This window comes from Bacillus sp. ZY-1-1, from assembly GCF_003047165.1.
Taxonomy (GTDB): domain Bacteria; phylum Bacillota; class Bacilli; order Bacillales; family Bacillaceae; genus Bacillus; species Bacillus velezensis.
On sequence record NZ_CP027061.1, the window covers coordinates 421,541 to 434,961 of the forward strand.

Sequence of the window (13,421 nt, forward strand, 5' to 3'; positions counted from 1 at the left end):
CTGTTTATAAAGCTCCTGGTCCTTCTTCTCCGGTGCGGATATTAATCGTGTTTCCGATTTCATAGACGAATATTTTGCCGTCTCCGGGCTCTCCCGTTTTCAGCACTTTTTTCGCCGTTTCCACCACTTGATCAACGGGGACCTTGCTGACAACGATTTCCACTTTCAGCCGTTCATACACATTGCTTTCAATTTTGACTCCGCGGTACAGTTCGGTGTGAGCTTTTTGAAGGCCGCAGCCGTGTACGTTGGAGAAGGTCAGCGATGTGACTCCGATTTTACCGAGTTCCTGTTTTAATGTTTCAAACTTAGCCGGACGCGTAACGATTTCTACCTTGAACATTTGACCGCTCATCTAAGCCACTCCTCACTTTATAAGTCCTGATATGCTTTTTCCCCGTGCATCGTTAAATCAAGCCCAAGTGACTCTTCTTCTTCGCTGGCGCGGAGGGGAATGAACAGACCTACAATTTTAATGATAACGAAAGTGACAATAAATACAAATACATAGGTTGCCGCAATGGCCGCAATCTGCTTCCAGAGCAGTCCCGGATCGCCGTAAAACAGTCCGTTTGCCCCGCTGTCATTGACGGAAGTGGTGGCGAATAAACCGGTCGCGATGCCGCCCCATGTCCCGCCGATTCCATGCAGGCCGAAAGCGTCAAGCGCATCATCGTATCCGAAAGTCTTTTTGAGCCAATACACGCCCCAGAAGCAGACAAGCCCGCCGATGAAACCGATTACGATGGAAGAGAACGGCGTAACGAACCCGGCAGCCGGCGTAATGGCGACAAGCCCGGCAATAGCGCCTGACACAGCACCCAGCATGGTCGGTTTTTTATTCAGCATCCATTCGATTAAAATCCAGCCGATAATTCCGGCTGCAGCCGCGGTGTTTGTGTTAATGAAGGCAAACATCGCGATACTGTCAAGCGTGAGGGCGCTGCCGACATTGAAGCCGAACCATCCGAACCAAATGAGCGCCCCGCCCAAGAACGTGTAAATTAAGTTGTGAGGCGAAGCCGCCGTGCCGTCCTTGCGTTTCCCGAGCACAATCGCCAGCACGAGCCCGGCGACCCCGGAAGAAATGTGGACGACGTTTCCGCCTGCGAAGTCAAGAGCGCCCATTTGGCCGATCCAGCCGCCGCCCCATACCCAGTGCGCAACGGGCGTATATACGAGGGAAGCCCACAAAAAGGAAAATACAAGAAAAGCACTGAATCTCATACGTTCAGCAAATGCTCCGGAAATAATGGCCGTCGTCAGTACGGCAAACGTCATTTGGAACATCATGAATAATGAATGCGGGATCGTATCACTATAACTTCCGGGTTCAAAGCCGACCCCCTTCAGTCCGGCCCATTCAATCCCGCCAAGCCATGTATTCCCGGGGGCAAAAGCAAGTGAATATCCGTACAAAACCCAAACGACGGATACGATGGCGAGGGAAGAAAAACTGTGCATCGCCGTGCTGAGCACGTTTTTGCTTTTTACCATTCCGCCGTAAAACAAAGCCAGCCCGGGGGTCATCAGCCACACGAGTAAAGCGCAAAAGAACATAAATACTGTATCGCCCATCTGCATGTTGTATTCCTCCGTCTCATTCAAAATGTAATCGTGATTAATTCATTATTATAGAGAAAAAAGAACGATAAAACATTTTCGTGTAAGGTTATCTGACATGGTTTTTTGCGTTCATAATGTCGCTTTTTCAAAGGGGTGTCATGCGACTTTATATCCATAAAAAGAGCGCTGGAGCATGGCGGAAGAAATCCTGTCCGGGAAAGAGTAAAATAAACGGGGTGAGAAACACTAACTGCATCAGGAGGAATCATTATGACAACATCATTGAATCTGCAATTTGAAAAAACGGCTTTGGTCCTTATTGATTTACAAAAAGGCATTGTGCCGATGGATAAAAGCGGTACCGTTGTGCCGAACGCGAAAAAATTAATTGATGTGTTCCGGGAAAAAGGCGGATTTATCAGCTTTGTGAACGTAGATTTTCATGACGGAGCGGATGCGCTGAAGCCGCTGACGGATGAAGAGGCGGCGGGCCATTCGGCTCCGCCGGCGGATTGGGCTGAATTTGTGCCTGAAATCGGAGTGAAAGAAAACGATTATACGGTAACAAAACGGCAGTGGGGTGCGTTTTTCGGCACGGACCTGGACCTTCAGCTCAGAAGACGGGGAATCGACACGATTGTGTTATGCGGGATTGCGACAAACATCGGTGTGGAAAGCACGGCGCGGGAAGCTTTTCAGCTCGGGTATCAGCAGGTTTTCGTAACTGACGCGATGGCGACATTCAGCGATGAACAGCACGAAGCGACACTCAAGTTTATCTTCCCGAAAATCGGCAGAAGCCGGACGACGGAAGAATTTATCGCACAGACAAAATGACAATCTCCAAAAAAAGCCGCGTCCTGTTCTTGACGGCCGTGGCTTCGGGGACGATGCTGAACCCATTGAACTCGTCGATGATTTCTCTTGCGCTTCACAGTATTCAGCATGAATTTCACCTGTCGTTTACAACGGTGTCCTGGCTGATATCGTCCTTTTATCTTGCCAGCGCGGTGGCGCAGCCTGTTACCGGGAAGCTCGGTGATATGCTCGGCAGGAAGAAGCTGTTTTTGATCGGGCTTCTGCTTGTTGCCGTCTCGGCGGTCGGCGCGCCGTTTGCGCCGACTTTTATGACATTGCTGATCATGCGGCTTTTTCAATCGATCGGAAGCAGCGCGATATATCCGTCCGGCGTCGGATTGATCCGTTCAAATATACAGGAGAAGCAGGCTTCGGCGCTGGCCGTCCTGTCAATCTTTGCATCAGCCATGACGGCGCTCGGTCCGACTCTCGGCGGTTTTCTGATCGTTTGGGGAGGGTGGCCGGCGATCTTTTTCGTCAATCTGCCGTTTATCATCCTCAGCTTTTTTCTCGGAATGTATATGTTTCCGAAAGATGAAAAACGCGAGATCGGCGGCTTGAAAGGCGTGCTCCGCCAGCTTGATACGATCGGGATACTTCTGTTTGCCGGAGCGATTATCCTTCTCCTGTCGTTTTTATTGTCCTTCAGTACGAAGCCTCACTATACAGAAGGCGTATTCGGGCTTTTGTTTGTCGGGCTGTTTATCTGGCGCGAGCTGAAAACGGAGAAGCCGTTTATAGATGTCAGGCTGTTTAAAACGCATCGGAAACTATCGTCGGTGTATATTCAATTTATTTTGCTGAATATATTCTTTTACTGCATCTTTTTCGGGCTTCCGAGCTATTTTCAGGATGAAATGCATTTGTCCGTTCAGACAAGCGGATTGATTATGCTGTTTATGTCGGGCATGAGTATTCTGGTGTCGCCTTTGACCGGAAAATGGATAGATAAAAAAGGGCTTCTTCAGCCGATTGTTGCCGGAACCTGCCTGACCGCGATCGGAGCGGTGCTGTTAACGTTTTTCTTTCTTCAGGCGCCCATGATAGGAAAAGGGCTGATCCTGTCCGTGCTTGGTGTCGGCTACGGCTTCGGAAATGTCACGTTTCAGGCGGCCATGCTGAAAACGAGTCCCGCCGACATGGTCGGAACAACGTCCGGCCTGTTTCAGACCTGCCGGTATCTCGGTTCGATTTTGTCTTCTGTCATTTTGGGCATTCTTTTCGGGAAAGAAATTACCGCCGGCCATTTTCATATGCTTGGGACGATTCTTATCGTTGTCGGCGCCGTAAGCCTTTTGATGGCGTTCCGGTTTTCGGTTCTCCTCAAAAAAGCCTCTTAACAGGCGCGAAAAAAAGAGACGGGCTCTCCCTGTCTCTTTTTTTGTGTAATGTGCTCAAAAATCAAAACGATTATTGTCGACAGCGACCAATGTTATTTGCGGAATTTTCAGTTATATTTTTTCACATGTGATGTAAGGAAAACGTACATGCGGGAGGGAGAAAATGACAAAAATAACGAGTGATCGGCTAAGCAACAAAGATTTACTGCCTTTAGAAGACGGCGAACGGACATGGAAGGCGGTGAATTTTGCATCCATCTGGATGGGTTGTATTCATAATATCCCGACCTACGCGACTGTGGGCGGGCTCATTGCGATCGGCCTTTCTCCGTGGCAGGTGCTCGCCATTATCGTGACGGCGTCACTGATTTTGTTCGCCGCTTTGGCCTTGAACGGCCATGCCGGAACGAAATACGGCCTGCCTTTTCCGGTCATTATCAGGGCTTCTTACGGAATATACGGCGCTAACATTCCGGCGCTTCTCAGGGCATTTACAGCCATCATGTGGCTCGGAATTCAAACATTTGCCGGGAGCACTGCCTTACACATTCTGCTTTTGAACATATGGCCGGGCTGGGGGAGTCTCGGCGGAGATTGGAATATACTCGGGCTTCATCTGCCGGGCTTTCTGTCGTTCATTTTCTTTTGGGGCATTCATCTGCTTGTGCTGCGGCACGGCATGGAATCGATCAAAAAATTTGAAGTGTGGGCGGGCCCGCTTGTTTATCTCGTCTTCGGCGGCATGGTCTGGTGGGCGATAGATATTGCCGGCGGGCTCGGTCCGATTTACTCACAGCCGGGAAAGTTCCATACATTTTCTGAAACGTTTTGGCCGTTTGCCGCCGGAGTGACGGGCATTATCGGAATATGGGCGACGCTGATTCTGAATATCCCTGACTTCACCCGGTTCGCCGCGTCGCAAAAAGAACAGATTCGCGGCCAGTTTTACGGGCTGCCGGGAACGTTTGCGCTGTTTGCGTTTGCAAGCATCACGGTGACATCCGGATCACAGGTAGCATTCGGAGAACCGATCTGGGATGTGGTGGAGATTTTGGCCCGGTTTGATAATCCTTTCGTTATCGCTCTTTCGGTCATCACACTTTGCATCGCCGCCGTCTCGGTTAACGTGGCGGCAAACATCGTGTCACCGGCCTATGACTTGGCGAATGTCCTGCCGAAGTATATTACATTCAGAAGGGGAGGGTATTTGACCGCCGTTTTGGCTCTGTTCACAATACCGTGGAAGCTGATGGAGAGCGCCACGAATGTATATGCGTTTCTCGGACTCATCGGCGGGATGCTCGGACCGGTGGCCGGGGTGATGATGGCTGATTATTTTATCATCAGAAAAAGGCAGCTCTCAGTTGAAGACCTTTATTCAGAAACCGGACAGTACACTTATTACAAAGGCTATAATTACCGGGCCTTTGCCGCGACGTTTCTCGGCGCGTTTATTTCTTTAATCGGGATGTACGTCCCGGCGTTCGCCGGCATCTATGATATCTCCTGGTTTGCGGGTGTCATTTTGTCATGTCTCGGTTATACGGCGCTTATGTACATTCATCCTCCTTATGCAAAAGCGGAGGGACGAATCGTGCGGGAAAGAGCGGCCGAATAAAAAAAGCCGGGGGCTGTCCCCGGCTTTTTGTCATATCAGTCTGCGATTGAAACGTTTCCGTCCGCTTCAAGCGGCGTTCTTTTTTTCTGGCTCCAGCCATACAGGAGCAAAGCAATCAGGACGAACAGCCCCGCTGCCAGATAAATCGAATGGAATCCGGCCGAAGCGACGAAGAGGCCGAATACATATGACCCGCCGGCAATCCCGCTGTCAAAGAAAGTGAAGAAGGTCGCCGTCGCAAAGCCTGAACGGTGTCCGGGCGAATTCTGAATCGCCAGCGTCTGCATACACGGTACGATAGAGCCGTATCCGAGACCGATTACGGCACCGGACAAGAGAAGCATGAGGGCGCTGTTTGTCATCGCCAGCATGCAAAGCCCCGCGGAGAACACGATAATCGACGGATAGATGACGATTCCCGGCCCCACTCTGTCAAACAGCTTTCCTGTGAAAGGACGGGCGGCCATCATCGTCACGGCGAAACAGACGAAGAAATAGCCGCTGACATCCAACAGGTGGATCGTCTTTGCATAAACGGATAAATATGAAGTCACACTTGAATAACAGAAAGAAATGGACAACCCGACAATCGCGATTTTAAGCGCGCCTTTTTCAAACATGTCGGAGAAAGAAAAACGGAACACAGTCGTTCCGCTGTTGTTTTGATCAGGCACACGAATCATAAAAGCAATCAGCAAGCCTAAAGAAACAAATACAGCAAAAAGCGTAAAGAACACCGGGAACGATATGACTTTCACAAGGCTCAGTCCGAGAAACGGACCGATCGCCATGGCAAGGTTCATAGACATCGCAAAATAACCGAGCCCCTCGCCGCGCCGCTTGGCGGGAATAAGGTCAGCGGCAATTGCGCCTGTGACCGTCGTTAAAATGCTGAACCAGATGCCTTGGAAAAAACGCAGTCCGAGCAGCAGATAGAAATTGTGTATCGGCAAATACAGATAAGAAGACAGGGCGAACAGCGCCAGAGATACAATCGTCATTCTTTTCTTGCCGAACCGTTCAATAATCGCCCCTGAAAAAGGACGGGTGATAATAGCAGATAACAGGAACAGGCTGATCAAAAGCCCTCCTTGCGATTCACTGCCGCCAAGCTCCTGAATCATATAGATAGGCAGCACGGCCAAAAATGTATAAAAGAACACAAAGACAAATAAATTCACGAGTACGACCATAATAAAATCTTTGGTCCAGATCGAGTCAGATTTACTCAAAAGTACAGCACTTCCCTTTCTTTATTATTTCGTTAAAAACACATTCAGAAACTCAGAAAAAGCTTCCTTATCTCCATCTTGGAAATCCGCAAGCATGTCTTCCTCGAACTTCAGCATCTCTTGATTGATGCTGTTGTATTTCAATTCAGCTTCCTTCGTCAGGACGACGAGCTTTTCCCGCTTGTCTTCTCCCTGTTCCCGCTGAATCCAGCCGTTTTCTTCAAGGCGTTTGATCGTTCTGGTAACGGTCGGCGCCTCTACGTTCAGATAGGACCAGATTTCTTTTTGGGTCATCGGTCCGATCGTTTTTAAGCAATATAGGATTGACCATTGAGAGGAGTACAGGCCGAATGGTTCCAGCCGTTCATTGGCTTTCTTCGTAATCAGGCGGGCGCATTGATTGATTTGGTGAATGAGGCGTCTGTTGACGTGGATCATTTCCGTTCTCCTTTTCAAAAAACTTACCTAAGTAACTAATTGTGCTGTTTCATTCTACAGCAGGATCGCGCGGATGTAAACCCCCCGTTCAAAAAGCAGAAAATTATGACCCGCCCCTTGTCCTTATTGAGTTTTTAGCATATTCCCAATTCATTGCTAATACACTGTTACAAACCTATCAAAGAGAGTGTTTGAGGTGAGGGATCGTGGGCATATTTCTAAAACCTTCTTATATAATCGGACAACGAAGAAGCTGCATCATCAGTGAATCTGTTACAGAATACGGATCTCATTTCACACTTCTCACATCCAACTGGGGAGGTCGAGTGGTGTGCACGATTACATCAAAGAGCGAACAATCAAGATTGGTAAGTATATCGTGGAGACGAAAAAAACCGTTCGTGTCATTGCGAAAGAGTTTGGTGTTTCCAAAAGTACCGTACACAAAGATCTGACAGAACGCCTGCCTGAAATCAATCCTGACTTGGCGAATGAAGTAAAAGAAATACTCGATTATCATAAATCCATCAGACATTTAAGGGGGGGCGAGGCGACAAAATTAAAGTACAAGAAGGATGAAATTCTTGAAGGGGAGCCCGTTCAGCAGCCGTAGCGCCTGACGTCTGCCGGGCCCTTTTTTCTCCTCCGGGCGGTTTCGCGAATATCCGCAAAATTTTGTCAAGAACTTATATCGTTCAGCAGCTTTTTTTTGATAAATTATGATAATATATATAATTAGGGCACAATGTGGATATTTTACTGTGAAACAGATATCAAGGAGGATATAAATAGATGTTTGCAAGGGATATTGGAATTGACCTCGGTACTGCAAATGTACTGATCCATGTAAAAGGAAAAGGAATTGTTCTGAATGAGCCTTCCGTTGTGGCACTTGATAAAAACAGCGGCAAAGTGCTGGCTGTCGGTGAAGAAGCCAGACGAATGGTTGGACGTACACCTGGGAATATTGTTGCGATCCGTCCGCTGAAAGACGGCGTAATCGCAGACTTCGAAGTAACTGAAGCCATGCTGAAACATTTCATTAATAAGCTGAATGTAAAAGGACTTTTCTCAAAACCGCGCATGCTGATCTGCTGCCCGACGAATATTACATCCGTTGAGCAGAAAGCGATTAAAGAAGCAGCTGAAAAAAGCGGCGGAAAGCATGTGTACCTTGAAGAAGAACCGAAAGTTGCCGCTATCGGCGCGGGTATGGAAATCTTCCAGCCGAGCGGTAACATGGTTGTTGACATCGGAGGCGGTACGACAGATATCGCAGTTATTTCTATGGGCGATATTGTCACCTCCTCTTCTATTAAGATGGCTGGGGACAAGTTTGACATGGAAATCTTAAATTATATCAAACGCGAGTATAAGCTGCTGATCGGTGAACGTACCGCTGAAGATATTAAGGTGAAGGTCGCAACGGTTTTCCCAGACGCACGTCATGAAGAAATCACCATCCGCGGCCGTGACATGGTTTCAGGTCTGCCGAGAACGATTACAGTAAACAGCAAAGAAGTGGAAGAAGCCCTTCGTGAATCAGTTGCCGTCATTGTGCAGGCCGCCAAGCAGGTTCTTGAAAGAACACCGCCTGAATTGTCCGCTGACATCATCGACCGCGGCGTTATCATTACCGGCGGGGGAGCGCTGTTAAACGGGCTTGATCAGCTTCTTGCCGAAGAGCTGAGGGTGCCGGTTCTTGTCGCTGAGAACCCGATGGATTGTGTTGCGGTCGGAACCGGCGTCATGCTGGATAACATGGACAAGCTTCCAAAACGCAAACTGAGCTGATGATAAAACCTCATTCTGAAAAAGAATGGGGTTTTTTTCTGTCAAACCCTTCACGAACGGGAATGTAAATCCGATAATAAGAAAAATGCTGATTTTCATTATAGAACAAATGTTCCGGTGAGGCAACTGGAAATAATGCTATTTCAGAGGTGGAAGACTTGTTAAAAGGATTATATACCGCAACGTCCGCAATGATTACACAGCAGAGAAGAACGGAAATGCTGTCAAATAACATCGCAAACGCGAATACGTCAGGATACAAAGAGGATCAAGGTTCAATCCGCGCCTTTCCCGAGATGCTTCTGAGCCGAATAGAAGGCGATAAAAAAACGAAAATCGGTTCCGTCAACACAGGCGTATACATGCAGGAGCTGAAACCGTTGTTTACGCAGGGAAGCCTGAAAACGACCGATCAGCCGATGGATATCGCGCTTATGGAGAATCAGGTTCCCAAGAATGCCGAAACGAATGAAAACGCCGAGCTGTTTTATCCCGTGCAGACTGCGGGCGGCGTCCGCTATTCAAAAAGCAGCACTTTCTCATTAAATGAAAACAATCAGCTTACGATAAACGGAAACCTTGTTTTATCAACAAACGGACAGCCGATTACAGTAGACAATGAAAAATTCACCGTATCAGAAAACGGAACGGTCACGACAAACGGCCGGCCGGCGGGGCAGATTGACATCAGAATGGAAGAAGACGTGCGCAATCTGAAACGGGACGGCAATGACCTATACAGCACGGCCGACGGCTCTGAACTGCCGAGCGCGGCGGCGAATCCCCAGGTCTCGTATTCATTAAAGCAAGGCGTCTCGGAGCTTTCGAACGTGGACGTGACGAGCACGTATACAGAAATGACGGAAGCATACAGATCATTTGAAGCCAATCAGAAAGTCATTCAGGCTTACGATAAAAGCATGGATAAAGCCGCAAATGAAATCGGCAAAGTGTAACAAAATGGGGGACGTTCAATTATGATGCTCAGATCAATGCTGACGGCTTCAACAGCCTTAAATCAGCTTCAGCAGCAGATGGATACAGTCAGCAGCAACCTTTCAAACAGTGATACGACAGGCTATAAAGCGAGGGACTCCCGCTTTTCCGAGCTGATCAGACAGCAGTATGACCATATAGATGACAAAAAGGAAAATTCGCCGAACATGCGGAAAACGCCGCCCGGCCTTCGTCTCGGCGCCGGAACGGTCATGACTCCGCAGCTGGACTCAGGTCAGGGCAGCATCAAAAAAACCGACCGTGACCTTGATATCGCGTTCACCTCACCTTATCAATATCTTCAGGCAGAAGCGGACGGACGGCGGGTGTATACAAGGGACGGCTCACTTTCCCTCAAGCCGGCCGGCGGAAATGACCGGGTGCTTCAGCTGATGACAGCGGGAGGCAATCCCATTCTCGATGAGAACGGCCAGCCCATACAAATTGACAGTTCGCTGAATCAGCTGAAAATCAGCAAAACCGGAACGCTGACTGCTTCAGACCAGGCAGGAACCCGTTCGCAGACGTTTAATCTCGGCATCGTCAATGTCAATAATCCTCAGGCGCTTCATGCGGAAGGGGATAATCTGTTTTCCGTAAACGGTGCGGGGGCTTCAGCGATTGAAGAGCTTACCGGCGCAAACCGGCAGGCAATCGGCATGGAGCAGGGCGCGCTTGAAGGTTCAAATGTCGATATGTCAAAAGAAATGACCGACCTAATCGTGTCTCAGCGTTCCTATCAGCTGAACAGCCGCACGATTACATTGGGAGACCAAATGCTGGGCTTAATCAACTCAGTCAGATAAAAGAAGGGGCGTTTTGATCAGCCGCGCATGATAAAAAATGCGGCTTTCTCAAAATCGCCCTTTTTTTTGTAGTAATCAGTAATATCCTGAAGCAGCACTTCCAAATCCACCCACGCTTCAATTTTCTGCAGCTCCAGCACGAGCTTCTGCAATCGGTCGTACGGGTCCTCCTGAGCGGTGTACAGTATGTTGAGCGCGGTCAGCTTCAATTTCATAATCTTGTTCTGCACTTTTTCAGATATGTATAAACCTTTCTGCAGCACGGTTTGTCCTTCGGCGGCATATCCGGTTTTAAAAAGTGCTCTGACCGCTTCGTATACACAATGCAGGTAGGAAACGGGAGACTCTTTCTCGAAACGCTGATTGCCCAATACCTTTTTGTAAAAAGGGAGGGCCTCTTTATCTTTTTTCTGGGCGGTCTTTAAAAAACCAAAATTATAATAGGCGTGGCACAGCAGGTTATTGTCATTGATCCGGTCCGTTATCTTTATGGATTCATTAAAGAGCTGTTCTGCGTCTTCATAGCGTGCCTCGTCTATGTAATTCACGGCGAGAAGCAGCCGGCAGCTGAGCGTTTTTTTGATGTAGCCGAATTCACCTTGATAGATTTCCAGCGCTTTATTGACATATTGAATGGAGAGCGCAGGCGACTTCATCATGTAATATGCACCCGCTGTTTTATAATAAAATTCAGCGGCTTCGAAACGGTCCTGAATGGCCGGCAGGTACTGTTCAGCTTCTTTAAAGCGGCAGACAGCACGGTTCGGAGCGCCATTCACCATATGGAATAACCCTTTGAAAAAATAGAAATAATAAGTTAATTCATGATCCATCTCATCTTTGCGCCGCTTCAGCTCGCAGAACAATTTAGTCAGACCGTCTTTTTTCTCAAACAGCAGCTGAAACCGTGCGAAAAACAGCTGATATCTGAGTTTGAGCTTTGCGTTCTTTTGTAATTTGGGGAGATGCTGATTGATTTGTTCGTGAAGGGAACGGGCTAGATCGAATTGGCGTTTTCCCATGGCGTCATACCACTCATTCAGCATCACCAGCGTACGTTTTTCAGTAAACTTAGCAATCATCTTCCAACCTCTTTGCATAGGGTAAAAATCTTTATTTATCATAACACATTAATGGACGAGGCTCATTGCCAGCTGGTTACAGTTTACAGCGCGGTTGAAAAAGAAATTGATTCATAATATACTTCCAAATGTACAGATTGGTTAGCGCATATACCTTCTATACATACTATTGTCGATGAAGGAGATGTCAAGAAAATGCTTGATACTCAGCAAATTAAAGAAATTATTCCCCATCGCTATCCGTTTCTTCTGGTAGACAGAATTACAGAAGTCGAAGAAGGAAAACGGGCGGCGGGATATAAAAATGTGACGGCGAATGAAGATTTTTTTAACGGCCATTTTCCTGAATACCCTGTTATGCCGGGCGTCTTAATCGTAGAGGCTTTGGCGCAGGTCGGAGCGGTTGCGATGCTGATTAAAGAAGAAAACCGGGGCAGACTCGCATTTTTTGCGGGGATTGATAACTGCCGTTTCAAAAAGCAGGTAAAACCGGGTGACAAGCTGGAGCTTGAGGTTGATATTACCCGCGCGCGCGGTACGATCGGACGCGGCAAAGGCGTTGCCAAAGTTGACGGCGAGCTCGTGTGTGAAGCTGAATTAACATTTGCGCTCGGAGAATAAAAACAAACGAATGGGCTTATAAAAAAGCCCATTTTGTATAGAAAGGGGTGAATGTAATGTGGTCAGAATTTAAAAGCTTTGCGATGCGGGGCAATATCATGGATCTGGCAATCGGTGTCGTCATCGGCGGCGCTTTCGGCAAAATTGTGACGTCGCTCGTTGAAGACATCATCATGCCGCTTGTCGGCCTGCTTCTTGGCGGTCTTGACTTTTCAGGGCTGGCCGTGACATTCGGCGATGCTCATATCAAGTACGGAAGCTTCATTCAAACGATTGTGAACTTCTTCATTATTTCATTTTCTATCTTTATCGTGATCCGCACAATAGGCAAGCTGAGACGTAAAAAAGAAGCAGAAGAAGAGGCTGAAGAAGCAGAAGAAACAGATCAGCAGACAGAACTGCTGACTGAAATCAGAGATCTGCTGAAACAGCGGGCTCCTCACAATGACTAAGGCACAAAAAAAGGCTGGATGATTAACGTCCGGCCTTTTTTATGATTATAATTTTTGTTTAAACGCTTCAATCAGCCGGCTGCCCGAGTAGCCTTCTTTCACGAGCGACTCCAGAATGCTTTCTGATCCGGGGTGGTTTCTTGACACCATTTGACCGTAAATTAAAACTTGTATACTCTTTTCCAGCTCCACAATATTTTTGATGCTTCCCGTCAGCTGGGCGGGGCGGTTGCTTTTTTTCGTAATCGTTACAAACACCTTCGCTTCTTTCTGGCTTTTCATCAGCATGTCAAAAAAAGAAAAGTGTTCGGCCGGGACCAGTGCTTCAATTAACCAGTGGTTTTCTCCGTCCTCTTTGTTGATAATCAATCCGTCTAAAAGGGGAAACTGTTCAATCGGCTGATCGTCTTTATCTAAACGTTCCACATTCAGATCAACCAGTTTAAAGGTTTTCATCTCTTATTTTCACCCCTGTTGTCCATGTTTTTCGTTCATTTATTATAACACATATCATTTTTCCCGGGAAAATGCTGTAAGACATGCTTCATCATTTTTGTAGGCGGTCAACATTTAATCATTTCTATTTTTTCATTATAATGTAAAAGAATATGGTCATGG

At 47.6% G+C, this 13,421-nt stretch carries 15 protein-coding genes; 9 read left to right on the forward strand and 6 right to left on the reverse strand.

Annotation, left to right across the window (positions count from 1 at the left end):
• Nucleotides 1–4 precede the first annotated feature (4 nt).
• On the reverse strand, nucleotides 5–355 hold the full coding sequence (locus C5I45_RS02200) for a P-II family nitrogen regulator (protein WP_003151222.1): 351 nt from the start codon (nucleotides 353–355) through the stop codon (nucleotides 5–7).
• A gap of 17 nt (nucleotides 356–372) precedes the next feature.
• The gene (locus C5I45_RS02205) at nucleotides 373–1,584 is read right to left on the reverse strand and encodes an ammonium transporter (protein ID WP_107994203.1); all 1,212 of its coding nucleotides are present in this window, start codon (nucleotides 1,582–1,584) and stop codon (nucleotides 373–375) included.
• A gap of 252 nt (nucleotides 1,585–1,836) precedes the next feature.
• Between C5I45_RS02205 and C5I45_RS02210 the strand changes: the two genes are divergently transcribed.
• From C5I45_RS02210 to C5I45_RS02220, 3 genes are all read left to right on the forward strand, one after another.
• Nucleotides 1,837–2,403 carry an isochorismatase family protein gene (locus tag C5I45_RS02210; protein WP_003151227.1) on the forward strand — a complete coding sequence of 189 codons (567 nt, stop codon included), beginning with the start codon at nucleotides 1,837–1,839 and terminating at the stop codon, nucleotides 2,401–2,403.
• Entirely contained in the window at nucleotides 2,400–3,764 is a 1,365-nt protein-coding gene (locus tag C5I45_RS02215) for an MFS transporter (RefSeq protein WP_003151229.1), read from the forward strand. The genes C5I45_RS02210 and C5I45_RS02215 overlap by 4 nt, the downstream gene beginning before the upstream one ends.
• A 163-nt stretch (nucleotides 3,765–3,927) precedes the next feature.
• On the forward strand, nucleotides 3,928–5,382 hold the full coding sequence (locus C5I45_RS02220) for an NCS1 family nucleobase:cation symporter-1 (protein ID WP_003151230.1): 1,455 nt from the start codon (nucleotides 3,928–3,930) through the stop codon (nucleotides 5,380–5,382).
• A gap of 35 nt (nucleotides 5,383–5,417) precedes the next feature.
• Here the strand turns inward: C5I45_RS02220 and C5I45_RS02225 are convergent, their stop codons facing one another.
• Together C5I45_RS02225 and C5I45_RS02230 are read right to left on the reverse strand one after the other, a co-directional pair.
• A complete protein-coding gene (locus tag C5I45_RS02225) occupies nucleotides 5,418–6,614 on the reverse strand; it encodes an MFS transporter (RefSeq protein ID WP_024085905.1) in 1,197 nt (398 codons plus the stop codon).
• Nucleotides 6,615–6,638: 24 nt separating this feature from the next.
• Nucleotides 6,639–7,052 (reverse strand): MarR family winged helix-turn-helix transcriptional regulator, encoded by a 414-nt coding sequence (locus tag C5I45_RS02230; RefSeq protein ID WP_014305988.1) that lies wholly within the window; start codon nucleotides 7,050–7,052, stop codon nucleotides 6,639–6,641.
• Nucleotides 7,053–7,383: 331 nt separating this feature from the next.
• Between C5I45_RS02230 and spoIIID the strand changes: the two genes are divergently transcribed.
• The 4 genes from spoIIID (at nucleotide 7,384) to C5I45_RS02250 (ending at nucleotide 10,648) form a co-directional block, all read left to right on the forward strand.
• Complete coding sequence (gene spoIIID, locus C5I45_RS02235) at nucleotides 7,384–7,665, forward strand: sporulation transcriptional regulator SpoIIID (RefSeq protein ID WP_003151236.1); 282 nt, start codon at nucleotides 7,384–7,386, stop codon at nucleotides 7,663–7,665.
• A 179-nt stretch (nucleotides 7,666–7,844) separates the two neighbouring features.
• Nucleotides 7,845–8,846 carry a cell shape-determining protein Mbl gene (mbl, locus tag C5I45_RS02240; RefSeq protein WP_003151237.1) on the forward strand — a complete coding sequence of 334 codons (1,002 nt, stop codon included), beginning with the start codon at nucleotides 7,845–7,847 and terminating at the stop codon, nucleotides 8,844–8,846.
• A gap of 158 nt (nucleotides 8,847–9,004) precedes the next feature.
• On the forward strand, nucleotides 9,005–9,802 hold the full coding sequence (locus tag C5I45_RS02245) for a flagellar hook-basal body complex protein FlhO (protein WP_107994204.1): 798 nt from the start codon (nucleotides 9,005–9,007) through the stop codon (nucleotides 9,800–9,802).
• 24 nt (nucleotides 9,803–9,826) lie between these two features.
• Nucleotides 9,827–10,648, forward strand: a complete 822-nt coding sequence (locus C5I45_RS02250) for a flagellar hook-basal body protein (RefSeq protein WP_046341500.1) — start codon at nucleotides 9,827–9,829, stop codon at nucleotides 10,646–10,648.
• 17 nt (nucleotides 10,649–10,665) lie between these two features.
• Here the strand turns inward: C5I45_RS02250 and C5I45_RS02255 are convergent, their stop codons facing one another.
• Nucleotides 10,666–11,730 carry a tetratricopeptide repeat protein gene (locus C5I45_RS02255; RefSeq protein ID WP_003151240.1) on the reverse strand — a complete coding sequence of 355 codons (1,065 nt, stop codon included), beginning with the start codon at nucleotides 11,728–11,730 and terminating at the stop codon, nucleotides 10,666–10,668.
• 195 nt (nucleotides 11,731–11,925) lie between these two features.
• Between C5I45_RS02255 and fabZ the strand changes: the two genes are divergently transcribed.
• Nucleotides 11,926–12,351, forward strand: a complete 426-nt coding sequence (gene fabZ / locus C5I45_RS02260) for a 3-hydroxyacyl-ACP dehydratase FabZ (protein ID WP_003151242.1) — start codon at nucleotides 11,926–11,928, stop codon at nucleotides 12,349–12,351.
• A 56-nt stretch (nucleotides 12,352–12,407) separates the two neighbouring features.
• Nucleotides 12,408–12,803: a large conductance mechanosensitive channel protein MscL gene (mscL, locus tag C5I45_RS02265; RefSeq protein WP_003151243.1), complete on the forward strand. Its 396-nt coding sequence runs from the start codon at nucleotides 12,408–12,410 to the stop codon at nucleotides 12,801–12,803.
• Between the two features lie 45 nt (nucleotides 12,804–12,848).
• Here mscL and C5I45_RS02270 read toward each other — a convergent pair whose 3' ends face one another.
• Nucleotides 12,849–13,259: a YwpF-like family protein gene (locus C5I45_RS02270; RefSeq protein ID WP_003151245.1), complete on the reverse strand. Its 411-nt coding sequence runs from the start codon at nucleotides 13,257–13,259 to the stop codon at nucleotides 12,849–12,851.
• Between the last annotated feature and the right edge of the window lie 162 nt (nucleotides 13,260–13,421).

What these genes read in the sequence shown, in the direction of transcription:
- C5I45_RS02200 (WP_003151222.1), bottom strand. Translation starts at nt 355, where the DNA reads ATGAGCGGTCAAATGTTCAAGGTAGAAATCGTTACGCGTCCGGCTAAG.
- C5I45_RS02205 (WP_107994203.1), bottom strand. Translation starts at nt 1,584, where the DNA reads ATGCAGATGGGCGATACAGTATTTATGTTCTTTTGCGCTTTACTCGTG.
- C5I45_RS02210 (WP_003151227.1), top strand. Translation starts at nt 1,837, where the DNA reads ATGACAACATCATTGAATCTGCAATTTGAAAAAACGGCTTTGGTCCTT.
- C5I45_RS02215 (WP_003151229.1), top strand. Translation starts at nt 2,400, where the DNA reads ATGACAATCTCCAAAAAAAGCCGCGTCCTGTTCTTGACGGCCGTGGCT.
- C5I45_RS02220 (WP_003151230.1), top strand. Translation starts at nt 3,928, where the DNA reads ATGACAAAAATAACGAGTGATCGGCTAAGCAACAAAGATTTACTGCCT.
- C5I45_RS02230 (WP_014305988.1), bottom strand. Translation starts at nt 7,052, where the DNA reads ATGATCCACGTCAACAGACGCCTCATTCACCAAATCAATCAATGCGCC.
- mbl (WP_003151237.1), top strand. Translation starts at nt 7,845, where the DNA reads ATGTTTGCAAGGGATATTGGAATTGACCTCGGTACTGCAAATGTACTG.
- C5I45_RS02250 (WP_046341500.1), top strand. Translation starts at nt 9,827, where the DNA reads ATGCTCAGATCAATGCTGACGGCTTCAACAGCCTTAAATCAGCTTCAG.
- C5I45_RS02255 (WP_003151240.1), bottom strand. Translation starts at nt 11,730, where the DNA reads ATGATTGCTAAGTTTACTGAAAAACGTACGCTGGTGATGCTGAATGAG.
- fabZ (WP_003151242.1), top strand. Translation starts at nt 11,926, where the DNA reads ATGCTTGATACTCAGCAAATTAAAGAAATTATTCCCCATCGCTATCCG.
- mscL (WP_003151243.1), top strand. Translation starts at nt 12,408, where the DNA reads ATGTGGTCAGAATTTAAAAGCTTTGCGATGCGGGGCAATATCATGGAT.
- C5I45_RS02270 (WP_003151245.1), bottom strand. Translation starts at nt 13,259, where the DNA reads ATGAAAACCTTTAAACTGGTTGATCTGAATGTGGAACGTTTAGATAAA.